This is a genomic window from Streptococcus sp. 3109, assembly GCF_013276905.1.
GTDB lineage: Bacteria > Bacillota > Bacilli > Lactobacillales > Streptococcaceae > Streptococcus.
On record NZ_VMLY01000011.1, the window covers coordinates 114,591 to 137,785 of the forward strand.

Consider the following 23,195-nt stretch of genomic DNA (forward strand, 5'->3'; position numbering starts at 1 on the left):
ATTTTAATTTCAAAAAGAAAGAAGAAAGAAATGAAAAAAATAGTTCTTGTTAGTCTAGCTTTCCTTTTTGTCCTGGTTGGTTGCGGACAGAAAAAGGAAACTGGACCAGCTACAAAAACAGAAAAGGATACGCTTCAGTCGGCATTGCCAGTTATTGAGAATGCTGAGAAGAATACAGTTGTGACCAAGACTTTGGTCTTGCCCAAGTCAGATGATGGTAGCCAGCAGACACAAACCATTACTTACAAAGACAAGACTTTTTTGAGCTTAACGATTCAACAAAAACGTCCAGTCTCAGATGAGTTGAAGACCTATATTGACCAACATGGAGTGGAAGAAACTCAAAAAGCTCTTCTTGAGGCGGAGGAGAAGGATGAGTCCATCATAGAAGCTCGTAAATTGGCAGGATTTAAGCTTGAAACCAAATTATTGAGTGCAACAGAACTTCAAACAACAACTAGTTTTGATTTTCAAGTTCTGGATGTCAAGAAGGCTTCTCAGTTAGAATATTTGAAGAATATTGGCTTAGAAAATCTCTTGAAGAATGAACCAAGCAAATATATTTCAGACAGATTGGCAAATGGCGCGACAGAACAATAGAAAATCCAAATAAATAGACTGCCTGAATTGTAGAACGTAAGGAATTATGCTATAATGGTACTATTCTAAGGAAAGAGGGTGTTAGAATGGGATTTACTGAAGAAACAGTACGTTTTAAATTGGACGATTCCAATAAAAAAGAAATTAGCGAAACTTTGACTGATGTCTATGCTTCGTTGAACGATAAGGGCTACAACCCAATCAACCAAATCGTAGGTTACGTATTGAGTGGAGACCCTGCCTACGTTCCTCGTTATAATAATGCACGAAATCAAATCCGTAAGTATGAGCGTGATGAAATCGTTGAGGAATTGGTCCGCTACTACCTTAAAGGACAAGGAGTCGATCTGTAACCTATGAGAATTATGGGATTGGACGTCGGTTCAAAAACGGTAGGGGTGGCGATTAGCGATCCGCTCGGTTTTACGGCTCAAGGACTTGAAATCATCCAAATCAATGAGGAGCAAGGCCAATTTGGTTTTGACCGCGTTAAGGAGTTGGTTGATACTTATAAGGTGGAACGATTTGTAGTGGGCTTGCCTAAAAACATGAACAATACAAGCGGACCGCGCGTAGAAGCTAGTCAAGCATACGGAGCAAAGCTAGAAGAGCTTTTTGGTTTACCAGTAGACTATCAAGATGAACGCTTGACAACAGTGGCCGCTGAGCGTATGTTGATTGAACAAGCAGATATCAGTCGCAATAAGCGCAAGAAAGTCATTGATAAGTTAGCAGCTCAGCTGATTTTACAAAATTATTTAGATAGAAAATTTTAATATAATATAAAGGAGAGGCTATGTCACACGATCATAACCACGACCACGAAGAACGTGAACTAATTACACTAGTAGATGAGCAAGGAAATGAAACCTTGTTTGAAATCCTTTTGACGATTGATGGAAAAGAAGAATTTGGTAAAAACTATGTTCTTCTAGTACCAGTTAACGCAGAAGAAGACGAAGACGGACAAGTTGAAATCCAAGCTTACTCATTCATCGAAAACGAAGATGGAACAGAAGGCGAATTGCAACCAATCCCAGAAGACTCAGAAGACGAATGGAACATGATTGAAGAAGTCTTCAACAGCTTTATGGAGGAGTAAAAACATCCAGTGGACGTGTTTAGCCCTGCGCTAGAAAATAGAAACGCAGGCATATCCAGTGAACATTTTTACCCCAGTTCCTTAAAATAAGAGAGAACTGGTAAGTCCGGGGGACGTTTTTAGCCTGACGCTAAAAATAAAGACCGTAAGTAAGTCTGGGAGACTGTATCAGCCCAACTCCTAGAAATTGGAAGAGTTGGAACGTCCGGAGGACGTTTTTACCCCAAGTTAATATTCATAGTTGCTAGTGATTAGCTAACCAGGTGAGAGGTCGGGACGAAAATCCTGGCCTCGTTTTTGTTAGTTATGAGACTTTATTGAGGCAGTTGATTGAACCTGTAATTAAGGAGATGTATATGTTTGAAGTAGAAGAATGGCTCCATAGTCGGATTGGTTTGAATTTTCGATCAGGTTTGGGTCGAATGCAGCAAGCGGTGGATTTGTTAGGAAATCCCGAGCAGTCTTATCCTATTATCCATGTAACAGGGACTAATGGGAAAGGATCTACCATTGCTTTTATGAGGGAGTTATTTATGGGGCATGGTAAAAAAGTCGCGACCTTTACCTCCCCTCATATCGTCTCTATCAATGACCGAATCTGCATTAATGGGCAACCTATAGCAGACGCAGACTTTATCCGTTTGGCTGAGCAGGTCAAGGAGATGGAGAAAACGCTTCTGCAAACCCATGACCAGTTGTCCTTTTTTGAATTGCTGACCTTGATTGCTTTCCTCTACTTTAGGGAGCAAGAGGTGGACTTGGTTTTACTAGAAGTGGGAATTGGTGGCTTACTTGATACGACTAATGTGGTAACTGGAGAGCTTGCTGTCATCACTTCCATCGGGTTCGATCATCAAGAAACTTTGGGCGATAGTCTAGAAGCAATCGCAGAGCAGAAAGCTGGTATTTTCAAGGCTGGTAAGAAGGCAGTGATTGCGAAATTGGCTCCAGAAGCTAGGCTTGTCTGTCAGAAAAAAGCAGGATTTTTAACTGTTGACCTTTATCAGGCAGGTCAAGATTTTTCAATGCTGAATGGGGATTTTTCAAGTTCTTTACTAAATATTTCGCAGTTGAAAATAGGCTTAGAAGGAGCTTATCAGCAGGAAAATGCAGCCTTGGCGTTGCAAACTTTTCTTCTTTTTATGGGAGAAAGAAAGGAATCTGTTGATGAGCAGGTTGTAAGAAAGGCTTTGGAGAAGACCCATTGGGCTGGCCGTTTGGAGCGTATTTGTCCTCAGATTTACTTGGACGGTGCTCATAACCTTCCTGCCTTGACTCGCCTGGTGGAGTTTATCAAAGAAAAAGAGCAGGAAGGCTATCGTCCTCAAATCCTATTTGGAGCCTTGAAACGTAAGGATTATCAAGGGATGTTGGCTTATCTGACTGAGAATTTGCCTCAGGTGGAACTCAAGGTGACTGGTTTTGACTATCAGGGAGCTTTGGACGAAAGGGATGTGACAGGTTACGATATAGTTTCTTCTTACCGAGAATTTATCAGCAGTTTTGAAGAAAGAGCAGATACGCAGGACTTGTTATTCATTACAGGGTCTCTCTATTTTATCTCAGAAGTACGGGGCTACCTACTGGGGCATGAGCAGATGAATTGAACTCCTTTTTTGAACTTGTTATACTAGGGGAATTGCTGGTTAGAGAAAATTTCTCTAAATTGGTAGCAGAAAGGAAATCCATCATGAAATTAAAAAGATTCACACTTTCTCTTGCTTCTCTAGCAAGTCTTAGTCTCTTAGTAGCTTGTTCACAAAGAGCTCAACAGATTCAACAACCAGCAGCTCAAGCGCAAACACAACAAACTCAGCAATCACAACCTGCTGCTTCATCGTCTACAGAAAATACAAACTAGGTAGCAACAAGTTCTTCACAAAATGCGCCCGAGGCTCAACCGACCGATATTGATGGAACTTATACTGGTCAGGATGAAGGAGGCCGTATCACTTTGGTAGTGACTGGTACAACTGGTACATGGACTGAGTTCGAATCTGACGGGAATCAGAAAGTCAAACAGCTCACATTTGATGCAGCAAATCAACGCATGATTATTGGCGATGATGTCAAAATTTACACTGTAAACGGTAATCAAATCGTCGTAGATGATATGGATAGAGACCCATCGGACCAAATCGTTTTAGCTAAATAAGACTATGCAAGTAGAAAGTGCTGGATTTTTCATCCTTTTTACTTTTACCTAGAAAATAATCATAAATACTTGCCTTCTGTCGAATACCTGAGTTATACTAGTATCAATTACCTGTTTTTAGCATTCATACTCTTCGAAAATCAAATTCAAACCGCGTTAACGTCGCCTTGCCGTACTCAAGTACAGCCTGCGGCTAGTTTCCTAGTTTGCTCTTTGATTTTCATTGAGTATCAAAATATCAAGGAGGGGATATGAAATATAGAAAATTTCAATTATTGATGTCCAAGTATGGCTTTAGTCTTTCGATTATGCTACTTGAACTGTGTCTTGTTTTTGGTCTCTTTCTTTATTTAGGACGCATGGCTCCCATTTTATGGATTACTGTCCTCATTCTACTGAGTATCATCACAATCATTTCGATAGTCAACCGTAATACGACTCCTGAGAATAAGGTAACCTGGTTATTAGTAGCCTTTGTGCCAGTATTTGGCCCCTTGCTCTATCTGATGTTTGGTGAGAGGAGATTGTCCAAAAAAGAAATCAAACAACTGAAGAAGCTAGGCTCCATGCATTTCCAAGAAGCAAATAGCCAGCTACTAAAAGAGGAATTAAAAGAAAGTGACAAGGCGGCATATGGCGTCATCAAGTCCTTATTGAGTATGGATACCAATGCCGATGTCTATGATCAAACTGCCTCTACATATTTTCCTAGCGGAGAAGCCATGTGGAAAAAGATGGTAGAAGATCTTAAAAAGGCTGAGAAATTTATTTTCTTGGAATATTACATTATAGAAGAAGGTTTGATGTGGAATCGTATTCTAGAAATCTTGGAGCAAAAGGTCGCTCAAGGCATTGAGGTTAAACTGCTCTATGATGATATTGGCTGTATGGCTACTTTAACAGGAGATTATGCACATCGACTTCGTCAGCTGGGCATCGAGGCCCATAAATTCAATAAAGTTATTCCTCGTTTGACAGTGGCCTATAATAACAGAGATCATAGAAAAATATTGATTATTGATGGTCAGATAGCTTATACAGGAGGCATTAACTTAGCCGATGAGTACATTAACCACGTCGAGAGATTTGGTTATTGGAAGGATAGTGGAATTCGCTTGGACGGACTAGCAGTAAAAGCCCTGACACGCTTGTTTTTAACCACTTGGTACATCAATCGAGGAGAGATTAGTGATTTTGATCAATATCATTTAGAAAATCATTCTATCCCAAGTGACGGTTTAACCATTCCATACGGGAGTGGACCCAAGCCAATTTTTCGAACGCAGGTAGGAAAAAAAGTTTATCAGAGTTTGATCAATCAAGCAACGGAATCGGTCTATATTACGACACCTTATTTGATCATAGACTATGATTTAACAGAGACAATCAAAAATGCTGCTATGAGAGGGGTCGATGTTCGGATTATCACCCCTTACATACCAGATAAGAAGTTCATTCAGTTAGTCACAAGAGGGGCTTATCCAGACCTTCTTTCTGCTGGAGTTCGGATTTATGAGTATAGTCCAGGTTTTATTCATAGTAAGCAGATGTTGGTAGACGAAGATTTTGCGGTGGTGGGGACAATCAATCTCGACTACCGAAGCTTGGTACACCATTATGAAAATGCAGTCTTACTCTATAAAACTCCTTCTATAATGGAAATAGCCCGAGATTTTCAAAATATATTTGCAGATTCTCAGGAAGTCTATCCTCATTCTATCAAAACAAGCTGGTATCAAAAACTTGTAAAAGAAATCGCCCAGTTATTCGCTCCAATCTTATAAGAAATCTAGGACTGAGGACACAAACCAGTCCTATTTTTCTTGCCTTTTACGAATAGAAAGATATAGGAGGAACGATGCTGACTCAGAAAGAATTGGATTATATCATAACATTTAAACAGACACATTTACACCGTTTTCGGGAAATTGAAACCTTTGTGAAACTATGCAAAAAATCACTCAAACAGCCATCGCAAGCTGACAATCCTAGGACTTTTTGATATACTAAGACAGATAAATTGAATAGGAGAAACGATATGAGTGTGTATGGTAGAGTAGAAGAAGTTCATCAGGAGAATCGTGAACCTCTAGAATACCAAATCAAACAAGAATCGCATCATCGTGAATCAAGTCGTCTTCCTTTGGTGAAAATTTTACTATGGAGTACGCTTGTAACGGGGATAACTCTAGGAGTACCGCTATTACTCGATTTAATGAGTGCACAGGAAGTGCAGGATTTTTATACAGGTTGGGCCCTTCATCAGGCAGGGAAGATTTACAGCGATTATTATGGAAGTCAAGGTTTGCTTTATTATTTGCTGACTTACGTGACTCAGGGCGGATTTTTCTTTGCCATCTTTGAGTGGTTAGCCTTGGTAGCAGGAGGATTTTTCCTCTTTCGATCGGCAGACACCTTGACAGAGCAAGGAGACCAAGCTGGACAAGTGGTGACTATTTTTTACATGCTAGTTACAGGTCTTGCTTTTGGTGGAGGTTATGCGACTCTTTTAGCGCTTCCTTTCTTATTAGCAGCCTTTAGTTTAGTTGCGACTTATCTAAGCAATCCAAGCCATGATAAGGGATTTGTACGGATTGGGCTGGCTTTGGCAGGAGGATTTTTCTTTGCTCCCTTATCATCGCTCCTGTTTATTGCTGTAGTGAGTTTAGGCTTGTTGGTCTTTAACCTTGGGCATAGACGCTTTGCGCATGGGTTTTATCAGTTTCTTGCAGTGGCTTTAGGTTTTTCACTTATCTTTTATCCAACTGCCTACTATAGTGTTGCAACAGGAAGTTTTGGGGATGCCATTAGTGGTATTCGTTATCCTATTGACAGTATTAGCTTTGATTTCACTTCTAAAATTTTAGAGAATATGGCTTTTTATGGCTTGTTGTCCCTTGGTTTGGGATTTGTGGTTTGTATCTTTTTAGGTCTCTTTCAATCCAAGCCCTCTAAACTATACGTCATTTCGGTTCCTGCAAGTCTTGTGACAATTTTAGGTTTGATTTTGCTTTTCTTTTCACAAGAGCCTCTGCACGCTTCTTATTTGATGGTCGTCTTCCCTGTTTTCCTACTTTTATTGGTAACCAATATTAAGAGTCAACAGAGGGGGCGTAGTGTTAGAAGAAGACGAAGAGAAACGCCAGTTAGCCTATGGAGTCGTTTCTTCAAAGGAAATCTATATCTGCCAGTTTTAGGGCTTGTCTATCTTTTGTCTGTTCCTTTTTTGATGAAGTTTGTTCTTTATCCGGTACCTTATCAAGAACGTGATCGTCTTGCTGATTTGGTAAAAGAGGAGACAAATACGGAAGATGCTATCTATGCATGGGATGATACTGCGACTCTTTATCGTAAGAGTGAGCGCTTGTCGCCATCGGCGATTTTGTCTCCCGTGCACTATACAGCAACTGAGGAAAATCGGAATAAGTTACTCAATGACTTGAAAGAAAAACAACCTAAGGTGATTGTGGTAAATGACAAGGTGCCAGTCTGGTCTGAAGTAGAAACAATCTTGAAAGAAAATTACCAACAAGTAAAGACTGATTACTCAGAGTTTAAAGTCTATAAAATCAAATAACCAAATCAATATCTTGTGTATTTTTAAAAATTTTAGGATTTTTAACACAAGATATTGATTTTTCTTTTTAGAGTGGTATAATACTTTTTAGAAAGAACATTTTAGAAAAGAGCATGCATATGATTGCACTAGAAGAAAAAATTACAATTTTGCCAACTCTCTTCGTCGAGAAACGAGATGGGAGACGTGTTGTATTTGATGTGGATAAGATTGACAAGGCTCTCCACAAGGCGGCAGACAAGGTTATGGATGTGACACCCTTAGTCGAAAAGCGCCTAAATGCTCTGACCGAGCGTATTGTCACAGAAATTCATAGTCGCTTTCCACAGGGAGTTAAGATTTACGAAATTCAAAATATCGTAGAACATGAACTGCTTGAAGCCAAAGAATATGCGCTGGCTGAGGAGTATATTACTTATCGGACACAGAGGGATTTTGAGCGTTCAAAAGCGACGGATATCAACTTTAGTATCCATAAACTACTCAACAAAGACCAGGCAGTTGTCAATGAAAATGCCAATAAAGACAGCGATGTCTTTAATACCCAGCGTGATTTGACAGCGGGTATTGTTGGGAAATCAATCGGACTGCAAATGCTTCCTAAGCATGTAGCCAATGCCCACCAAAAAGGGGATATCCATTATCACGATCTGGACTACAGCCCCTATACACCTATGACCAACTGCTGTTTGATTGATTTCAAGGGGATGTTGGAAAATGGTTTTAAGATTGGAAATGCAGAGGTAGAAAGTCCCAAGTCTATCCAGACTGCGACAGCTCAGATTTCGCAAATCATCGCAAACGTTGCTTCTAGCCAGTATGGCGGCTGTTCAGCTGACCGTATCGATGAAGTTTTGGCGCCTTATGCAGAGAAGAATTATCAAAAACATCTCAAAGATGCAGAAGAATGGGTCTTGCCTGAAAAACGGGAAGATTATGCTTGGGAGAAAACTCAAAAAGACATCTATGATGCTATGCAATCTCTCGAGTATGAAATCAATACTCTCTTCACTTCAAACGGACAAACGCCTTTTACTTCTCTAGGCTTTGGTCTAGGAACTAGTCGCTTTGAGAGGGAAATTCAAAAAGCTATCTTGACCATTCGGATCAAGGGGCTCGGTTCAGAACACCGCACAGCTATCTTCCCTAAACTTATCTTCACGCTTAAAAGAGGACTCAACTTGGAGGAAGGGACACCCAACTACGACATCAAGCAGTTGGCTCTAGAGTGCGCAACCAAACGGATGTACCCAGATGTTTTGTCCTATGATAAGATTGTTGACTTGACAGGTTCTTTTAAGGTACCTATGGGTTGCCGTTCTTTCCTTCAAGGATGGAAAGACGAGAATGGCGTAGAAGTCAATTCAGGTCGGATGAATTTAGGTGTTGTGACGGTCAACCTTCCTCGTATTGCCCTCGAGTCTGAGGGTGACATGAATAAGTTCTGGGAAATCTTTAACGAGCGTATGAATATCGCTGAAGATGCTCTGGTTTACCGTGTCGAACGAACTAAGGAAGCAACACCAGCAAATGCTCCTATCCTGTATCAATACGGTGCTTTTGGTCATCGTCTAGGTAAAGAAGAAAGCGTTGACCAGCTCTTTAAGAATCGTCGTGCGACAGTTTCACTGGGCTATATCGGCTTGTATGAAGTAGCGACAGTTTTCTTTGGTAACAGCTGGGAAAGCAATCCAGATGCTAAGGAATTCACGCTAGACATTATTCGAGATATGAAACGCCGTGTAGAAGAGTGGTCTGACCAATATGGATATCATTTTTCTATCTACTCAACACCGTCTGAAAGTTTGACAGACCGTTTCTGCCGACTAGATACAGAGAAGTTTGGTTCTATTCCTGATATTACAGATAAGGAATACTACACTAACTCTTTCCACTACGATGTTCGTAAAAATCCAACACCGTTTGAAAAATTAGACTTTGAGAAAGTCTATCCAGAAGCGGGTGCGTCAGGTGGTTTCATTCATTATTGTGAGTATCCAGTCCTCCAGCAAAATCCAAAGGCCTTGGAAGCTGTCTGGGATTACGCTTATGATCGTGTGGGATATTTGGGAACCAATACTCCGATTGATCGTTGCTATAAGTGTGATTTTGAAGGAGATTTTGAACCAACTGAGAGGGGCTTTGCTTGTCCTAACTGTGGCAATAGCGACCCTAAAACAGTAGACGTTGTTAAACGGACTTGTGGCTATTTAGGCAATCCTCAAGCAAGACCTATGGTCAACGGCCGTCACAAGGAAATCGCTGCGCGTGTCAAACATATGAATGGCTCAACGATTAAAATAGCTGGCCACCAAGTAACAAATTAGAAAGAAATAAAATGGGGAAATATCAATTAGACGATAAGGGTCGCGCACAAGTGACTCGTTATCACGAGAAACACTCTAAAGGTGGAGCTGATAAGAAAGAACGCTTGCTCAGCCTCAGAGAACAATTTTTAAACAAGAACAAGAAAAAATAAAAGTGAGAGTCAGCTCTCGCTTTTCTCATAGTGGGAGGTAAGGATGGAATTACGCAGACCAAGATTAGCAGATGAAGAAACAGTTTTAGAGATGATGGCAGAGTTTGAAAAGAGCCAATCAGCCCATGATGGCGGATTTTGGGATACAGAGAACTTTGTGTATGAAGAGTGGTTGGAAACAAATATGCAAAAAGAAATGGGAATAAACTTGCCTGAAAATCGTGTTCCTTCTATTCAATTTGTATCATTTGATGATGCAGGTCATGCTCTAGGATTTTTGAATCTGCGATTGAGACTGAATGAGGGTTTACTGAATTATGCTGGCCACATTGGCTACTCCATTCGTCCATCTGAAAGAGGCAAGGGTTATGCAAAAGAGACTCTCCGTCAGGGCTTGCAAGTTGCTAAGGAAAAGAACATCAAGAAAGCTCTAGTGACCTGTAGCGTGAAGAATCCTGCTAGCAGAGTAGTTATTCTAGCAAATGGAGGTCTCATTGAGGATGTTCGCAATGGTGTGGAGCGTTATTGGATAGAGGTAGCGAATGAATAATCCAAAACCACAAGAATGGAAAAGTGAGGAACTCAGTCAAGGGCGTATTATTGATTACAAGGCCTTCAACTTTGTGGATGGAGAGGGTGTGCGTAACTCTCTCTATGTATCAGGCTGCATGTTTCACTGCGAGGGGTGTTATAATGTTGCGACTTGGTCTTTCAATGCAGGAATTCCCTACACAGCAGAATTAGAAGAGCAAATCATGGCAGATCTTGCCCAGCCTTATGTTCAGGGGTTAACCTTACTGGGAGGGGAACCCTTTCTCAATACGGGAATTCTCTTGCCACTCGTGAAACGTATCCGGAAGGAATTGCCAGATAAAGACATCTGGTCCTGGACGGGCTATACTTGGGAAGAAATGATGTTGGAAACTCCAGATAAATTGGAACTCTTATCACTGATTGACATTCTTGTCGATGGACGATATGATCGAACTAAGAGGAATCTTATGCTCCAGTTTCGAGGTTCGTCCAATCAACGCATCATAGATGTGCAAAAATCGCTCCAAAGTGGGCAAGTAGTGATTTGGGACAAGCTTAATGATGGAAAAGAAAGCTATGAACAGGTGAAGAGAGAATGAAGAAAAAAGACCTGATAAAACAACTGGTTTCAGAGATAGAAGCTGGAAAAGTCAAAACACTGGGAATATACGGTCATGGAGCTTCAGGTAAATCAACCTTTGCACAGGAATTGTACCAAACCCTAGATTCTGCAAAGGTAAACTTATTGGAAACCGATCCTTACATTGCTTCAAATCGTCATTTAGTGGTGCCAAAGGAGACTCCAGACCAAAAAGTGACCGCTTGTTTACCTGTGGCACATGAATTGGCAAGTTTAGAAAGAGACATTCTCGCTTTAAAGGCTGACATGGATGTCTTAACAATTGAAGAACCTTGGAAGGCTAGTGAGGTCTTGTCTGGAGCAAAACCGATTTTGATTGTCGAAGGGATGTCTGTTGGCTTTTTACCCAAAGAACTCTTTGACAAAACCATCTGTTTCTACACGGATGAGGAGACCGAATTAAAGCGGCGCCTTGCTAGAGATACGACTGTGAGAAATCGCGATGCATCCTTTATATTGGCTAGCCATCAGATGAGACGGGAGCAGTATCTGCTATACTATAAAGAAACTGAGTCAAGGGCGGACATTCTAGTGGACCAATCAGAAGGTAAATTTGAGGTCAAGAGGAGTCAGTTTATATAGAAGAAAATCCCTAATTTTAAAAAGAAAAAATAGGAAAACAGTTTCATCGCAAAAAAACGAAAAAACAGCAACAAATCCCTTGCAATCGCAGGGGCTTTGTGTTATTCTATTATGGTGCTGTAAATTACAGCCTTAGCTTTGATGCAAGAGGTTGCGACACGCTCGGTTGCATTGCCACGCAACACCGCGTCGGTTTTCTTGTGGAGCTAGCCTATTATCTTAAATAGACGAAAAGGAGAAAAAGATGGCAAACAAAAAAATCCGTATCCGTTTGAAAGCTTACGAACACCGTACGCTTGACACAGCGGCTGCAAAAATCGTAGAATCAGCTACTCGTACAGGTGCACAAGTTGCGGGTCCAATCCCACTTCCAACTGAACGTAGCCTCTACACAATCATTCGTGCGACTCACAAATATAAAGACTCTCGCGAACAATTTGAAATGCGTACACACAAACGTTTGATCGATATCGTTAATCCAACTCAAAAAACAGTTGATGCTTTGATGAAATTGGATCTTCCAAGTGGTGTAAACGTAGAAATCAAACTTTAATCTAAAGCTTGATACCTTGAGCATAAAAAACGCTCGTTAAAAACTTTTTGAATAAAAAATATAGAAAAGGAACTATTTTCTCATGACAAAAGGAATCTTAGGGAAAAAAGTGGGAATGACTCAAATCTTCACTGAAGCTGGCGAATTGATCCCTGTAACAGTTATTGAAGCAACTCCAAACGTTGTTCTTCAAGTTAAAACTGTTGAAACAGACGGATACAACGCTATCCAAGTTGGTTTCGATGACAAACGCGAAGTATTGAGCAACAAACCTGCTAAAGGACATGTAGCGAAAGCTAACACGGCTCCTAAGCGCTTCATTCGTGAATTCAAAAACGTTGAAGGCTTGGAAGTTGGTGCTGAAATCACAGTTGAAACATTCGCAGCTGGAGACGTTGTTGACGTAACTGGTACTTCTAAAGGTAAAGGTTTCCAAGGTGTTATCAAACGCCACGGACAATCACGTGGACCAATGGCTCACGGTTCTCGTTACCACCGTCGTCCAGGTTCTATGGGACCTGTTGCACCTAACCGCGTATTCAAAGGTAAAAACCTTGCAGGACGTATGGGTGGCGACCGCGTAACAATTCAAAACCTTGAAGTTGTACAAGTTGTTCCAGAAAAGAACGTTATCCTTATCAAAGGTAACGTACCAGGTGCTAAGAAATCTCTTATCACTATCAAATCAGCAGTTAAAGCTGGTAAATAATAAAGAAAGGGGAAATCAGTCACAATGGCAAACGTAACATTATTTGACCAAACTGGTAAAGAAGCTGGCCAAGTTGTTCTTAACGATGCAGTATTTGGTATCGAACCAAATGAATCAGTTGTGTTTGATGTGATCATCAGCCAACGCGCAAGCCTTCGCCAAGGAACACACGCTGTTAAAAACCGCTCTGCAGTATCAGGTGGTGGACGCAAACCATGGCGTCAAAAAGGAACTGGACGTGCTCGTCAAGGTTCTATCCGCTCACCACAATGGCGTGGTGGTGGTGTTGTCTTCGGACCAACTCCACGTTCATACGGCTACAAACTTCCACAAAAAGTGCGTCGCCTAGCTCTTAAATCAGTTTACTCTGAAAAAGTTGCTGAAAACAAATTTGTAGCCGTTGATTCTCTTGAATTTACAGCTCCAAAAACTGCTGAATTTGCAAAAGTTCTTGCAGCATTGAGCATCGATTCTAAAGTTCTTGTTATCCTTGAAGAAGGAAATGAATTCGCAGCTCTTTCAGCTCGTAACCTTCCAAACGTGAAAGTTGCAACTGCTACAACTGCAAGTGTTCTTGACATCGCAAATAGCGACAAACTTCTTGTCACACAAGCAGCTATCTCTAAAATCGAGGAGGTTCTTGCATAATGAATTTGTATGATGTTATCAAAAAACCTGTCATCACTGAAAGCTCAATGGCTCAACTTGAAGCAGGAAAATATGTATTTGAAGTTGACACTCGTGCACACAAACTTTTGATCAAGCAAGCTGTTGAAGCTGCTTTCGAAGGTGTTAAAGTTGCCAACGTTAACACAATCAACGTAAAACCAAAAGCTAAACGTGTTGGACGTTACACTGGTTTTACTAACAAAACTAAAAAAGCTATCATCACACTTACAGCTGATTCTAAAGCAATCGAGTTGTTTGCTGCTGAAGCTGAATAATCTAAGGAGGAAATATCGTGGGAATTCGTGTTTATAAACCAACAACAAACGGTCGCCGTAATATGACTTCTTTGGATTTCGCTGAAATCACAACAAGCACTCCTGAAAAATCATTGCTTGTTGCATTGAAGAGCAAGGCTGGTCGTAACAACAACGGTCGTATCACTGTTCGTCACCAAGGTGGTGGACACAAACGCTTCTACCGTTTGGTTGACTTCAAACGTAACAAAGACAACGTTGAAGCGGTTGTTAAAACAATCGAGTACGATCCAAACCGTTCTGCAAACATCGCTCTTGTACACTACACTGACGGTGTGAAAGCATACATCATCGCTCCAAAAGGTCTTGAAGTAGGTCAACGTATCGTTTCAGGTCCAGAAGCAGATATCAAAGTCGGAAACGCTCTTCCACTTGCTAACATCCCAGTTGGTACTTTGATCCACAACATCGAATTGAAACCAGGTCGTGGTGGTGAATTGGTACGTGCTGCTGGAGCATCTGCTCAAGTATTGGGTCAAGAAGGTAAATACGTTCTTGTTCGTCTTCAATCAGGTGAAGTTCGTATGATTCTTGGAACTTGCCGTGCTACAGTTGGTGTTGTCGGAAACGAACAACATGGACTTGTAAACCTTGGTAAAGCAGGACGTAGCCGTTGGAAAGGTATCCGCCCAACAGTTCGTGGTTCTGTAATGAACCCTAACGATCACCCACACGGTGGTGGTGAAGGTAAAGCACCAGTTGGTCGTAAAGCACCATCTACTCCATGGGGCAAACCTGCTCTTGGTCTTAAAACTCGTAACAAGAAAGCGAAATCTGACAAACTTATCGTTCGTCGTCGCAACGAGAAATAATATTAAACTAGTCGCTTAAGCAACTAGTAAATCCGCCAGCTCGGTAGCGCTCCATAGGAGCGCAAGCCGCTGTGGTACAACATTTAAAGGAGAAAATATAAAAATGGGACGCAGTCTTAAAAAAGGACCTTTCGTCGATGAGCATTTGATGAAAAAAGTTGAAGCTCAATCTAACGACGAAAAGAAAAAAGTTATTAAAACTTGGTCACGTCGTTCAACGATCTTCCCAAGTTTCATTGGTTACACTATTGCAGTTTATGACGGACGTAAACACGTACCTGTTTACATCCAAGAAGACATGGTAGGTCACAAACTTGGTGAATTTGCACCAACTCGTACTTACAAAGGTCACGCTGCAGACGACAAGAAAACACGTAGAAAATAAGGAGAACATAAATGGCAGAAATTACTTCAGCTAAAGCAATGGCTCGTACAGTACGTGTTTCACCTCGTAAATCACGTCTTGTTCTTGATAACATCCGTGGTAAAAGCGTAGCCGATGCAATCGCAATCTTGACATTCACTCCAAACAAAGCTGCTGAAATCATCTTGAAAGTTTTGAACTCAGCTGTAGCTAACGCTGAAAACAACTTTGGTTTGGATAAAGCTAACTTGGTAGTATCTGAAGCATTCGCAAACGAAGGACCAACTATGAAACGTTTCCGTCCACGTGCGAAAGGTTCAGCTTCACCAATCAACAAACGTACAGCTCACATCACTGTAGCTGTTGCAGAAAAATAAGGAGGTAAAATCGTGGGTCAAAAAGTACATCCAATTGGTATGCGTGTCGGCATCATCCGTGATTGGGATGCCAAATGGTATGCTGAAAAAGAATACGCGGATTACCTTCATGAAGATCTTGCAATCCGTAAATTCGTTCAAAAAGAACTTGCTGACGCAGCAGTTTCAACTATCGAAATCGAACGCGCAGTAAACAAAGTTAACGTTTCACTTCACACTGCTAAACCAGGTATGGTTATCGGTAAAGGTGGTGCAAACGTTGATGCACTCCGTGCAAAACTTAACAAATTGACTGGAAAACAAGTACACATCAATATCATCGAAATCAAACAACCTGATTTGGATGCTCACCTTGTAGGTGAAGGTATTGCTCGTCAATTGGAGCAACGTGTTGCTTTCCGTCGTGCACAAAAACAAGCAATCCAACGTGCAATGCGTGCTGGAGCTAAAGGAATCAAAACTCAAGTATCAGGTCGTTTGAACGGTGCAGATATCGCCCGTGCTGAAGGATACTCTGAAGGAACTGTTCCGCTTCACACACTTCGTGCAGATATCGATTACGCTTGGGAAGAAGCAGATACTACATACGGTAAACTTGGTGTTAAAGTATGGATCTACCGTGGTGAAGTTCTTCCAGCTCGCAAAAACACTAAAGGAGGTAAATAACCAATGTTAGTACCTAAACGTGTTAAACACCGTCGTGAATTCCGTGGAAAAATGCGCGGTGAAGCAAAAGGTGGAAAAGAAGTAGCATTCGGTGAATACGGTCTTCAAGCTACAACTAGCCACTGGATCACTAACCGCCAAATCGAAGCTGCTCGTATCGCCATGACTCGTTACATGAAACGTGGTGGTAAAGTTTGGATTAAAATCTTCCCACACAAATCATACACTGCTAAAGCTATCGGTGTGCGTATGGGATCTGGTAAAGGGGCACCTGAAGGTTGGGTAGCACCAGTTAAACGTGGTAAAGTGATGTTCGAAATCGCTGGTGTATCTGAAGAGATCGCTCGCGAAGCGCTTCGTCTTGCTAGCCACAAATTGCCAGTTAAATGTAAATTCGTAAAACGTGAAGCAGAATAAGGAGAAGGCATGAAACTTAATGAAGTAAAAGAATTTGTTAAAGAACTTCGTGGTCTTTCTCAAGAAGAACTCGCGAAGCGCGAAAACGAATTGAAAAAAGAATTGTTTGAACTTCGTTTCCAAGCTGCTACTGGTCAATTGGAACAAACAGCTCGCTTGAAAGAAGTTAAAAAACAAATCGCTCGTATCAAAACAGTTCAATCTGAAGCGAAATAATAGACTAGGGAAGGAGAAATTTCAATGGAACGCAATAATCGTAAAGTTCTTGTTGGACGTGTTGTATCTGACAAAATGGACAAGACAATCACAGTTGTAGTTGAAACAAAACGTAACCACCCAGTCTATGGTAAACGTATTAACTACTCTAAAAAATACAAAGCTCATGATGAAAACAATGTTGCCAAAGAAGGCGATATCGTACGTATCATGGAAACTCGTCCGCTTTCAGCTACAAAACGTTTCCGTCTTGTAGAAGTTGTTGAAGAAGCGGTCATCATCTAATCAAACCTGAAAGGAGAAAACTGAAATGATTCAAACAGAAACTCGTTTGAAAGTCGCAGACAACAGCGGTGCTCGCGAAATCTTGACTATCAAAGTTCTTGGTGGTTCAGGACGTAAATTTGCAAACATCGGTGATGTTATCGTGGCATCTGTAAAACAAGCTACTCCTGGTGGTGCGGTTAAAAAAGGTGACGTTGTTAAAGCAGTTATCGTTCGTACTAAATCAGGTGCTCGTCGTGCTGATGGTTCATACATCAAATTTGACGAAAACGCAGCAGTTATCATCCGTGAAGACAAAACTCCTCGCGGAACACGTATCTTTGGCCCAGTTGCACGTGAATTGCGTGAAGGTGGCTTCATGAAGATCGTGTCACTTGCTCCAGAAGTACTTTAATTTTTAGAAACAAACTAGTCCCCTGGATTTACCTCCAGGGTGCCCTTATGGGCGTAAGAAAAATCAAGGAGAAACCTAATGTTTGTAAAAAAAGGCGACAAAGTTCGCGTAATCGCTGGTAAAGATAAGGGAACAGAAGCTGTTGTCCTTACTGCCCTTCCAAAAGTAAACAAAGTTATCGTTGAAGGTGTTAACATCGTTAAGAAACACCAACGTCCAACTAACGAACTTCCTCAAGGTGGTATCATCGAGAAAGAAGCAGCTATCCACGTATCAAACGTTCAAGTATTGGACAAAAATGGTGTAGCTGGTCGTGTTGGTTACAAATTTGTAGACGGTAAAAAAGTTCGCTACAACAAAAAATCAGGCGAAGTGCTTGATTAATCACGAAGGAAAGGAGAAGTATAATGGCAAATCGTTTAAAAGAAAAATATCTTAATGAAGTAGTTCCTGCTTTGACAGAACAATTCAACTACTCATCAGTGATGGCTGTGCCTAAAGTAGATAAGATCGTTTTGAACATGGGTGTTGGTGAAGCTGTATCAAACGCTAAAAGCCTTGAAAAAGCTGCTGAAGAATTGGCACTTATCTCAGGTCAAAAACCACTTATCACTAAAGCTAAAAAATCAATCGCCGGCTTCCGTCTTCGTGAAGGTGTTGCGATCGGTGCAAAAGTTACCCTACGTGGTGAACGTATGTACGAATTCTTGGATAAATTGGTTTCAGTTTCACTTCCACGTGTACGTGACTTCCACGGTGTTCCAACAAAATCATTTGACGGACGCGGAAACTACACACTTGGTGTGAAAGAACAATTGATCTTCCCAGAAATCAACTTCGATGACGTTGACAAAACTCGTGGTCTTGACATCGTTATCGTAACAACTGCTAACACTGACGAAGAGTCACGTGCATTGCTTACAGGCCTTGGAATGCCTTTTGCAAAATAATATAGGAGGTAAATCTAATGGCTAAAAAATCAATGATTGCTAAGAACAAACGTCCAGCGAAGTTCTCTACTCAAGCTTATACTCGTTGTGAAAAATGTGGTCGTCCACATTCAGTTTACCGCAAATTTAAACTTTGCCGTGTTTGCTTCCGTGAATTAGCTTACAAAGGACAAATCCCTGGTGTAACAAAAGCATCTTGGTAATTCTAACTTTCAATCCCGTCGTGATTCGTCGTTATCTGCTTTTGCCTAACTCAAGTTATGCCTGCAAGCAGATGCCTAGACTCACTTAGGAATTGAAACCTAGAAACATATTCTGAGCCTAGCTCAATCATTAACTAGCAAGTGCAACTTGCAAACTACTAGTAAGAGGAGAAAAACAAAATGGTTATGACTGACCCAATCGCAGACTTCCTAACTCGTATTCGTAACGCTAACCAAGCTAAACACGAAGTACTTGAAGTACCTGCATCAAACATCAAAAAAGGGATTGCTGAAATCCTTAAACGCGAAGGTTTTGTAAAAAACGTTGAAATCATCGAAGATGACAAACAAGGCATCATCCGTGTATTCCTTAAATACGGACCAAACGGTGAGAAAGTTATCACTAACTTGAAACGTGTTTCTAAACCAGGACTTCGTGTCTACAAAAAACGTGAAGACCTTCCAAAAGTTCTTAATGGACTTGGAATTGCTATCCTTTCAACTTCTGAAGGTTTGCTTACTGATAAAGAAGCACGCCAAAAGAATGTTGGTGGTGAGGTTATCGCTTACGTTTGGTAATATTTAGCTCCCAATTTCTTTGTGACTCTTCGTTATCGTCTCTTGTCTAACCCAAAGTTATGCCTGCGAGACGATGCCTAGATTCACTTTGAAATTGAAACCTAAATGTTCCTTTAAATCGAGAAATCGATTTAACCCCGTGAAAACTGGCCGTTCTGGCCTGACAATCTAACAGGAGAAAATAAACATGTCACGTATTGGTAATAAAGTTATCGTGTTGCCTGCTGGTGTTGAAATCACTAACAATGACAACGTTGTAACTGTAAAAGGACCTAAAGGAGAACTTACTCGTGAGTTCTCAAAAGATATTGAAATCCGTGTGGAAGGTACTGAAGTAACTCTTCACCGTCCAAACGATTCAAAAGAAATGAAAACTATCCACGGAACTACTCGTGCCCTTTTGAACAACATGGTTGTTGGTGTATCAGAAGGATTCAAGAAAGAACTTGAAATGCGCGGGGTTGGTTACCGTGCACAACTTCAAGGATCTAAACTTGTTTTGGCTGTTGGTAAATCTCATCCAGACGAAGTTGAAGCTCCAGAAGGAATTACTTTTGAACTTCCAAACCCAACAACAATCGTTGTTAGCGGAATTTCAAAAGAAGTAGTTGGTCAAACAGCTGCTTACGTACGTAGCCTTCGTTCACCAGAACCATATAAAGGTAAAGGTATCCGTTACGTTGGTGAATTCGTTCGCCGTAAAGAAGGTAAAACAGGTAAATAATGTTGAGTGGTTGATTTTCAACCACCAACCTATTTTCCAACTTTGTGCATAGCACACGATTTAAAACTAAAGAGGTGAAAACTGTGATTTCAAAACCAGATAAAAACAAACTCCGCCAAAAACGCCACCGTCGCGTTCGCGGAAAACTCTCTGGAACTGCTGATCGCCCACGTTTGAACGTATTCCGTTCTAATACAGGCATCTACGCTCAAGTGATTGATGACGTAGCGGGTGTAACGCTCGCAAGTGCTTCAACTCTTGACAAAGAAGTTTCAAAAGGAACTAAAACTGAACAAGCCGTTGCTGTCGGTAAACTCGTTGCAGAACGTGCAAACGCTAAAGGTATTTCAGAAGTGGTGTTCGACCGCGGTGGATATCTATATCACGGACGTGTGAAAGCTTTGGCTGATGCAGCTCGTGAAAACGGATTGAAATTCTAATAGGAGGACACTAGAAAATGGCATTTAAAGACAATGCAGTTGAATTAGAAGAACGCGTAGTTGCTGTCAACCGTGTTACAAAAGTTGTTAAAGGTGGACGTCGTCTTCGTTTCGCAGCTCTTGTTGTTGTTGGTGACCACAACGGTCGCGTAGGATTTGGTACTGGTAAAGCTCAAGAAGTTCCAGAAGCAATCCGTAAAGCAGTAGATGATGCTAAGAAAAACTTGATCGAAGTTCCTATGGTTGGAACAACAATCCCACACGAAGTTCTTTCAGAATTCGGTGGAGCTAAAGTATTGTTGAAACCTGCTGTAGAAGGTTCTGGAGTTGCCGCTGGTGGTGCAGTTCGTGCCGTTGTGGAATTGGCAGGTGTGGCAGATATTACATCTAAATCACTTGGTTCTAACACTCCAATCAACATTGTTCGTGCAACTGTTGAAGGTTTGAAACAATTGAAACGCGCTGAAGAAGTTGCTGCCCTTCGTGGTATTTCAGTTTCTGATTTGGCATAAGAAAGGGGATAAAATGGCTCAAATTAAAATTACTTTGACTAAGTCTCCAATCGGACGCATTCCATCACAACGTAAAACTGTTGTAGCACTTGGACTTGGCAAATTGAACAGCTCTGTTATTAAAGAAGACAACGCTGCTATCCGTGGTATGATCACAGCAGTATCTCACTTGGTAACAGTTGAAGAAGTAAACTAATGAATTTTTAGGGGATGTGCACTATACCATCCCCTAAAACTAGATATAGTCATCTATGATGACGTCGTATAGGCGAGTTGATGGGGGAGACAACCTTTTCTCCCTTATCGGCGCTAGCATTTTACAAAAGAGGAGAAAATAAAAATGAAACTTCATGAATTGAAACCTGCAGAAGGTTCTCGTAAAGTACGTAACCGCGTTGGTCGTGGTACTTCATCAGGTAACGGTAAAACATCTGGTCGTGGTCAAAAAGGTCAAAAAGCTCGTAGCGGTGGCGGAGTTCGCCTTGGTTTTGAAGGTGGACAAACTCCATTGTTCCGTCGTCTTCCAAAACGTGGATTCACTAACATCAACGCTAAAGAATACGCAATTGTGAACCTTGACCAATTGAACGTCTTTGAAGATGGTGCTGAGGTTACTCCAGTTGTTCTTATCGAATCAGGAATTGTTAAAGCTGAAAAATCAGGTATTAAAATTCTTGGTAACGGTGAGTTGACTAAGAAATTGACTGTGAAAGCAGCTAAATTCTCTAAATCAGCTGAAGAAGCTATCACTGCTAAAGGTGGTTCAGTAGAAGTCATCTAAGAGAGGTGACCTATGTTTTTTAAATTATTAAGAGAAGCTCTTAAAGTCAAGCAAGTTCGATCAAAAATTTTATTTACAATTTTTATCGTTTTGGTCTTTCGTATCGGGACTAGCATTACAGTTCCTGGTGTGAATGCCAATAGCTTGAATGCTTTAAGTGGATTATCCTTCTTAAACATGTTGAGCTTGGTGTCGGGGAATGCCCTAAAAAACTTTTCGATTTTTGCCCTAGGAGTGAGTCCCTATATCACTGCTTCTATCGTTGTCCAACTCTTGCAAATGGATATTTTACCCAAGTTTGTAGAGTGGGGAAAACAAGGGGAAGTAGGCCGAAGAAAATTGAATCAAGCTACTCGTTATATTGCTCTAGTTCTCGCTTTTGTGCAATCTATCGGGATTACAGCTGGTTTTAATACCTTGGCTGGAGCTCAATTGATTAAAACTGCTTTAACTCCACAAGTTTTTCTGACGATTGGTATCATCTTAACAGCTGGTAGTATGATTGTCACTTGGTTGGGTGAGCAAATTACAGATAAGGGATACGGAAACGGTGTTTCCATGATTATCTTTGCCGGGATTGTTGCCTCAATTCCAGAGATGATTCAGGGCATCTATGTGGACTACTTTGTGAACGTGCCAAGTAGCCGTATCACTTCATCTATCATTTTCGTAATCATTTTGATTATTACTGTATTGTTGATTATTTACTTTACAACTTATGTTCAACAAGCAGAATACAAAATTCCAATCCAATATACTAAGGTTGCACAAGGTGCTCCATCTAGCTCTTATCTTCCTTTGAAGGTAAACCCTGCTGGAGTTATCCCTGTTATCTTTGCCAGTTCGATTACTGCAGCGCCTGCGGCGATTCTTCAATTTTTGAGCGCTACAGGTCATGATTGGGCTTGGGTAAGGGTAGCACAAGAGATGTTGGCAACCACTTCACCAACTGGTATTGCCATGTATGCTTTATTGATTATTCTCTTTACATTCTTCTATACGTTTGTACAGATTAATCCTGAAAAAGCGGCAGAGAACCTACAAAAGAGCGGTGCCTATATCCATGGAGTTCGTCCTGGTAAAGGTACAGAGGAATATATGTCTAAACTTCTTCGTCGTCTTGCAACGGTTGGTTCCCTCTTCCTTGGTGTGATTTCCATTTTGCCGATTGCAGCTAAAGATGTATTTGGTCTTTCTGATGTTGTTGCCTTTGGGGGAACAAGTCTTTTGATCATTATCTCTACAGGTATTGAAGGAATCAAGCAATTGGAAGGTTACCTATTGAAACGTAAGTATGTTGGTTTCATGGATAGAACAGAATAAAAGTATTTACTGATACTCTTCGAAAATCAAATTCAAACCACGTCAGCTTTATCTGCAACCTCAAAGCAGTGCTTTCAGATGACTTCGTCAGTTCTACCTGCACCCTCAAAACAGTGTTTTGAGCAGACGTCGGCTGATTTATCTCCAACCTTAAAGCAGTGCTATGAGCAGCCTTCGGCTATTTTCTTAGTCTTCTCTTTATGTTTCCTTGAGTATACATCATATACTCTTATTTTTT

34 protein-coding genes and 1 pseudogene are annotated in these 23,195 nt (G+C 41.0%); all 35 read left to right on the forward strand.

The features are described from left to right. Positions 1-30 precede the first annotated feature (30 nt). The 35 genes and pseudogenes from HT698_RS06575 (at position 31) to secY (ending at position 22,957) form a co-directional block, all read left to right on the forward strand. Entirely contained in the window at positions 31-600 is a 570-nt protein-coding gene (locus HT698_RS06575) for an SP0191 family lipoprotein (protein WP_004269739.1), read from the forward strand. Between the two features lie 86 nt (positions 601-686). Next, positions 687-953 carry an IreB family regulatory phosphoprotein gene (locus tag HT698_RS06580; protein ID WP_000507059.1) on the forward strand — a complete coding sequence of 89 codons (267 nt, stop codon included), beginning with the start codon at positions 687-689 and terminating at the stop codon, positions 951-953. Positions 954-956: 3 nt separating this feature from the next. After that, positions 957-1,376 (forward strand): Holliday junction resolvase RuvX, encoded by a 420-nt coding sequence (ruvX, locus tag HT698_RS06585; RefSeq protein ID WP_004239076.1) that lies wholly within the window; start codon positions 957-959, stop codon positions 1,374-1,376. A 20-nt stretch (positions 1,377-1,396) separates the two neighbouring features. Further along, complete coding sequence (locus HT698_RS06590; protein WP_000017620.1) at positions 1,397-1,702, forward strand: DUF1292 domain-containing protein; 306 nt, start codon at positions 1,397-1,399, stop codon at positions 1,700-1,702. Positions 1,703-2,058: 356 nt separating this feature from the next. Continuing rightward, entirely contained in the window at positions 2,059-3,309 is a 1,251-nt protein-coding gene (locus HT698_RS06595) for a folylpolyglutamate synthase/dihydrofolate synthase family protein (protein WP_173219249.1), read from the forward strand. An 83-nt stretch (positions 3,310-3,392) separates the two neighbouring features. Beyond that, positions 3,393-3,857, forward strand: a pseudogene (locus HT698_RS06600) (SP_0198 family lipoprotein). Positions 3,858-4,108: 251 nt separating this feature from the next. Beyond that, positions 4,109-5,641 (forward strand): cardiolipin synthase, encoded by a 1,533-nt coding sequence (cls, locus tag HT698_RS06605; RefSeq protein ID WP_173219252.1) that lies wholly within the window; start codon positions 4,109-4,111, stop codon positions 5,639-5,641. Positions 5,642-5,895: 254 nt separating this feature from the next. Further along, complete coding sequence (locus HT698_RS06610; protein WP_173219255.1) at positions 5,896-7,434, forward strand: damage-inducible protein CinA; 1,539 nt, start codon at positions 5,896-5,898, stop codon at positions 7,432-7,434. A 119-nt stretch (positions 7,435-7,553) separates the two neighbouring features. Then, positions 7,554-9,761 (forward strand): anaerobic ribonucleoside-triphosphate reductase, encoded by a 2,208-nt coding sequence (nrdD, locus tag HT698_RS06615; protein WP_173219258.1) that lies wholly within the window; start codon positions 7,554-7,556, stop codon positions 9,759-9,761. A gap of 11 nt (positions 9,762-9,772) precedes the next feature. Continuing rightward, on the forward strand, positions 9,773-9,913 hold the full coding sequence (locus tag HT698_RS06620) for a hypothetical protein (RefSeq protein ID WP_000521614.1): 141 nt from the start codon (positions 9,773-9,775) through the stop codon (positions 9,911-9,913). Between the two features lie 43 nt (positions 9,914-9,956). Then, the gene (locus tag HT698_RS06625; RefSeq protein ID WP_050142609.1) at positions 9,957-10,463 is read left to right on the forward strand and encodes a GNAT family N-acetyltransferase; all 507 of its coding nucleotides are present in this window, start codon (positions 9,957-9,959) and stop codon (positions 10,461-10,463) included. Next, the gene (gene nrdG, locus HT698_RS06630) at positions 10,456-11,046 is read left to right on the forward strand and encodes an anaerobic ribonucleoside-triphosphate reductase activating protein (protein ID WP_033678521.1); all 591 of its coding nucleotides are present in this window, start codon (positions 10,456-10,458) and stop codon (positions 11,044-11,046) included. The genes HT698_RS06625 and nrdG overlap by 8 nt, the downstream gene beginning before the upstream one ends. Continuing rightward, positions 11,043-11,669: a phosphoribulokinase gene (locus HT698_RS06635; RefSeq protein WP_173219261.1), complete on the forward strand. Its 627-nt coding sequence runs from the start codon at positions 11,043-11,045 to the stop codon at positions 11,667-11,669. The genes nrdG and HT698_RS06635 overlap by 4 nt, the downstream gene beginning before the upstream one ends. Before the next feature lie 244 nt (positions 11,670-11,913). After that, positions 11,914-12,222, forward strand: coding sequence for a 30S ribosomal protein S10 (gene rpsJ, locus HT698_RS06640; RefSeq protein ID WP_001284513.1), 309 nt, complete (start codon positions 11,914-11,916; stop codon positions 12,220-12,222). A gap of 82 nt (positions 12,223-12,304) precedes the next feature. After that, positions 12,305-12,931 (forward strand): 50S ribosomal protein L3, encoded by a 627-nt coding sequence (rplC, locus tag HT698_RS06645; RefSeq protein ID WP_000160197.1) that lies wholly within the window; start codon positions 12,305-12,307, stop codon positions 12,929-12,931. 24 nt (positions 12,932-12,955) lie between these two features. Continuing rightward, positions 12,956-13,579: a 50S ribosomal protein L4 gene (gene rplD, locus HT698_RS06650; protein WP_000024539.1), complete on the forward strand. Its 624-nt coding sequence runs from the start codon at positions 12,956-12,958 to the stop codon at positions 13,577-13,579. Further along, positions 13,579-13,875, forward strand: coding sequence for a 50S ribosomal protein L23 (locus HT698_RS06655; protein WP_001055347.1), 297 nt, complete (start codon positions 13,579-13,581; stop codon positions 13,873-13,875). The genes rplD and HT698_RS06655 overlap by 1 nt, the downstream gene beginning before the upstream one ends. 17 nt (positions 13,876-13,892) lie before the next feature. Further along, positions 13,893-14,726 (forward strand): 50S ribosomal protein L2, encoded by an 834-nt coding sequence (rplB, locus tag HT698_RS06660; RefSeq protein ID WP_000512910.1) that lies wholly within the window; start codon positions 13,893-13,895, stop codon positions 14,724-14,726. A 103-nt stretch (positions 14,727-14,829) separates the two neighbouring features. Further along, entirely contained in the window at positions 14,830-15,111 is a 282-nt protein-coding gene (rpsS, locus tag HT698_RS06665) for a 30S ribosomal protein S19 (protein WP_173219263.1), read from the forward strand. An 11-nt stretch (positions 15,112-15,122) separates the two neighbouring features. After that, positions 15,123-15,467, forward strand: a complete 345-nt coding sequence (gene rplV, locus HT698_RS06670) for a 50S ribosomal protein L22 (protein WP_000818137.1) — start codon at positions 15,123-15,125, stop codon at positions 15,465-15,467. 12 nt (positions 15,468-15,479) lie between these two features. Continuing rightward, positions 15,480-16,133: a 30S ribosomal protein S3 gene (gene rpsC, locus HT698_RS06675; RefSeq protein WP_000529936.1), complete on the forward strand. Its 654-nt coding sequence runs from the start codon at positions 15,480-15,482 to the stop codon at positions 16,131-16,133. Positions 16,134-16,136: 3 nt separating this feature from the next. Then, complete coding sequence (gene rplP, locus HT698_RS06680; protein WP_000960946.1) at positions 16,137-16,550, forward strand: 50S ribosomal protein L16; 414 nt, start codon at positions 16,137-16,139, stop codon at positions 16,548-16,550. 9 nt (positions 16,551-16,559) lie between these two features. After that, complete coding sequence (gene rpmC / locus HT698_RS06685; protein ID WP_000772918.1) at positions 16,560-16,766, forward strand: 50S ribosomal protein L29; 207 nt, start codon at positions 16,560-16,562, stop codon at positions 16,764-16,766. Positions 16,767-16,790: 24 nt separating this feature from the next. Continuing rightward, the gene (rpsQ, locus tag HT698_RS06690) at positions 16,791-17,051 is read left to right on the forward strand and encodes a 30S ribosomal protein S17 (protein ID WP_000440801.1); all 261 of its coding nucleotides are present in this window, start codon (positions 16,791-16,793) and stop codon (positions 17,049-17,051) included. A gap of 25 nt (positions 17,052-17,076) precedes the next feature. Continuing rightward, positions 17,077-17,445: a 50S ribosomal protein L14 gene (rplN, locus tag HT698_RS06695; protein ID WP_000616545.1), complete on the forward strand. Its 369-nt coding sequence runs from the start codon at positions 17,077-17,079 to the stop codon at positions 17,443-17,445. A gap of 78 nt (positions 17,446-17,523) precedes the next feature. Then, the gene (gene rplX, locus HT698_RS06700) at positions 17,524-17,829 is read left to right on the forward strand and encodes a 50S ribosomal protein L24 (RefSeq protein WP_000497691.1); all 306 of its coding nucleotides are present in this window, start codon (positions 17,524-17,526) and stop codon (positions 17,827-17,829) included. Positions 17,830-17,852: 23 nt separating this feature from the next. Beyond that, positions 17,853-18,395 carry a 50S ribosomal protein L5 gene (gene rplE, locus HT698_RS06705; protein WP_000013542.1) on the forward strand — a complete coding sequence of 181 codons (543 nt, stop codon included), beginning with the start codon at positions 17,853-17,855 and terminating at the stop codon, positions 18,393-18,395. 17 nt (positions 18,396-18,412) lie between these two features. Continuing rightward, a complete protein-coding gene (locus HT698_RS06710) occupies positions 18,413-18,598 on the forward strand; it encodes a type Z 30S ribosomal protein S14 (RefSeq protein WP_001085697.1) in 186 nt (61 codons plus the stop codon). A 180-nt stretch (positions 18,599-18,778) separates the two neighbouring features. Beyond that, the gene (rpsH, locus tag HT698_RS06715) at positions 18,779-19,177 is read left to right on the forward strand and encodes a 30S ribosomal protein S8 (RefSeq protein ID WP_000245504.1); all 399 of its coding nucleotides are present in this window, start codon (positions 18,779-18,781) and stop codon (positions 19,175-19,177) included. 187 nt (positions 19,178-19,364) lie between these two features. After that, the gene (gene rplF / locus HT698_RS06720; protein WP_000086626.1) at positions 19,365-19,901 is read left to right on the forward strand and encodes a 50S ribosomal protein L6; all 537 of its coding nucleotides are present in this window, start codon (positions 19,365-19,367) and stop codon (positions 19,899-19,901) included. 83 nt (positions 19,902-19,984) lie between these two features. Further along, positions 19,985-20,341, forward strand: coding sequence for a 50S ribosomal protein L18 (gene rplR, locus HT698_RS06725; protein ID WP_000624044.1), 357 nt, complete (start codon positions 19,985-19,987; stop codon positions 20,339-20,341). A gap of 17 nt (positions 20,342-20,358) precedes the next feature. Further along, positions 20,359-20,853 carry a 30S ribosomal protein S5 gene (gene rpsE, locus HT698_RS06730; protein ID WP_000874202.1) on the forward strand — a complete coding sequence of 165 codons (495 nt, stop codon included), beginning with the start codon at positions 20,359-20,361 and terminating at the stop codon, positions 20,851-20,853. A 13-nt stretch (positions 20,854-20,866) separates the two neighbouring features. Then, complete coding sequence (rpmD, locus tag HT698_RS06735) at positions 20,867-21,049, forward strand: 50S ribosomal protein L30 (RefSeq protein ID WP_000057241.1); 183 nt, start codon at positions 20,867-20,869, stop codon at positions 21,047-21,049. Between the two features lie 144 nt (positions 21,050-21,193). Beyond that, the gene (gene rplO, locus HT698_RS06740) at positions 21,194-21,634 is read left to right on the forward strand and encodes a 50S ribosomal protein L15 (RefSeq protein ID WP_000766090.1); all 441 of its coding nucleotides are present in this window, start codon (positions 21,194-21,196) and stop codon (positions 21,632-21,634) included. Positions 21,635-21,646: 12 nt separating this feature from the next. Then, a complete protein-coding gene (gene secY, locus HT698_RS06745; protein WP_049511466.1) occupies positions 21,647-22,957 on the forward strand; it encodes a preprotein translocase subunit SecY in 1,311 nt (436 codons plus the stop codon). Positions 22,958-23,195: the final 238 nt, after the last annotated feature.

Bases quoted from the DNA above. Each gene is read 5' to 3' on its own strand.
- HT698_RS06575 (WP_004269739.1), top strand. From the start codon at position 31: ATGAAAAAAATAGTTCTTGTTAGTCTAGCTTTCCTTTTTGTCCTGGTT.
- HT698_RS06580 (WP_000507059.1), top strand. From the start codon at position 687: ATGGGATTTACTGAAGAAACAGTACGTTTTAAATTGGACGATTCCAAT.
- ruvX (WP_004239076.1), top strand. From the start codon at position 957: ATGAGAATTATGGGATTGGACGTCGGTTCAAAAACGGTAGGGGTGGCG.
- HT698_RS06590 (WP_000017620.1), top strand. From the start codon at position 1,397: ATGTCACACGATCATAACCACGACCACGAAGAACGTGAACTAATTACA.
- HT698_RS06595 (WP_173219249.1), top strand. From the start codon at position 2,059: ATGTTTGAAGTAGAAGAATGGCTCCATAGTCGGATTGGTTTGAATTTT.
- cls (WP_173219252.1), top strand. From the start codon at position 4,109: ATGAAATATAGAAAATTTCAATTATTGATGTCCAAGTATGGCTTTAGT.
- HT698_RS06610 (WP_173219255.1), top strand. From the start codon at position 5,896: ATGAGTGTGTATGGTAGAGTAGAAGAAGTTCATCAGGAGAATCGTGAA.
- nrdD (WP_173219258.1), top strand. From the start codon at position 7,554: ATGATTGCACTAGAAGAAAAAATTACAATTTTGCCAACTCTCTTCGTC.
- HT698_RS06620 (WP_000521614.1), top strand. From the start codon at position 9,773: ATGGGGAAATATCAATTAGACGATAAGGGTCGCGCACAAGTGACTCGT.
- HT698_RS06625 (WP_050142609.1), top strand. From the start codon at position 9,957: ATGGAATTACGCAGACCAAGATTAGCAGATGAAGAAACAGTTTTAGAG.
- nrdG (WP_033678521.1), top strand. From the start codon at position 10,456: ATGAATAATCCAAAACCACAAGAATGGAAAAGTGAGGAACTCAGTCAA.
- HT698_RS06635 (WP_173219261.1), top strand. From the start codon at position 11,043: ATGAAGAAAAAAGACCTGATAAAACAACTGGTTTCAGAGATAGAAGCT.
- rpsJ (WP_001284513.1), top strand. From the start codon at position 11,914: ATGGCAAACAAAAAAATCCGTATCCGTTTGAAAGCTTACGAACACCGT.
- rplC (WP_000160197.1), top strand. From the start codon at position 12,305: ATGACAAAAGGAATCTTAGGGAAAAAAGTGGGAATGACTCAAATCTTC.
- rplD (WP_000024539.1), top strand. From the start codon at position 12,956: ATGGCAAACGTAACATTATTTGACCAAACTGGTAAAGAAGCTGGCCAA.
- HT698_RS06655 (WP_001055347.1), top strand. From the start codon at position 13,579: ATGAATTTGTATGATGTTATCAAAAAACCTGTCATCACTGAAAGCTCA.
- rpsS (WP_173219263.1), top strand. From the start codon at position 14,830: ATGGGACGCAGTCTTAAAAAAGGACCTTTCGTCGATGAGCATTTGATG.
- rplV (WP_000818137.1), top strand. From the start codon at position 15,123: ATGGCAGAAATTACTTCAGCTAAAGCAATGGCTCGTACAGTACGTGTT.
- rplP (WP_000960946.1), top strand. From the start codon at position 16,137: ATGTTAGTACCTAAACGTGTTAAACACCGTCGTGAATTCCGTGGAAAA.
- rpmC (WP_000772918.1), top strand. From the start codon at position 16,560: ATGAAACTTAATGAAGTAAAAGAATTTGTTAAAGAACTTCGTGGTCTT.
- rpsQ (WP_000440801.1), top strand. From the start codon at position 16,791: ATGGAACGCAATAATCGTAAAGTTCTTGTTGGACGTGTTGTATCTGAC.
- rplN (WP_000616545.1), top strand. From the start codon at position 17,077: ATGATTCAAACAGAAACTCGTTTGAAAGTCGCAGACAACAGCGGTGCT.
- rplX (WP_000497691.1), top strand. From the start codon at position 17,524: ATGTTTGTAAAAAAAGGCGACAAAGTTCGCGTAATCGCTGGTAAAGAT.
- rplE (WP_000013542.1), top strand. From the start codon at position 17,853: ATGGCAAATCGTTTAAAAGAAAAATATCTTAATGAAGTAGTTCCTGCT.
- HT698_RS06710 (WP_001085697.1), top strand. From the start codon at position 18,413: ATGGCTAAAAAATCAATGATTGCTAAGAACAAACGTCCAGCGAAGTTC.
- rpsH (WP_000245504.1), top strand. From the start codon at position 18,779: ATGGTTATGACTGACCCAATCGCAGACTTCCTAACTCGTATTCGTAAC.
- rplF (WP_000086626.1), top strand. From the start codon at position 19,365: ATGTCACGTATTGGTAATAAAGTTATCGTGTTGCCTGCTGGTGTTGAA.
- rpsE (WP_000874202.1), top strand. From the start codon at position 20,359: ATGGCATTTAAAGACAATGCAGTTGAATTAGAAGAACGCGTAGTTGCT.
- rpmD (WP_000057241.1), top strand. From the start codon at position 20,867: ATGGCTCAAATTAAAATTACTTTGACTAAGTCTCCAATCGGACGCATT.
- rplO (WP_000766090.1), top strand. From the start codon at position 21,194: ATGAAACTTCATGAATTGAAACCTGCAGAAGGTTCTCGTAAAGTACGT.
- secY (WP_049511466.1), top strand. From the start codon at position 21,647: ATGTTTTTTAAATTATTAAGAGAAGCTCTTAAAGTCAAGCAAGTTCGA.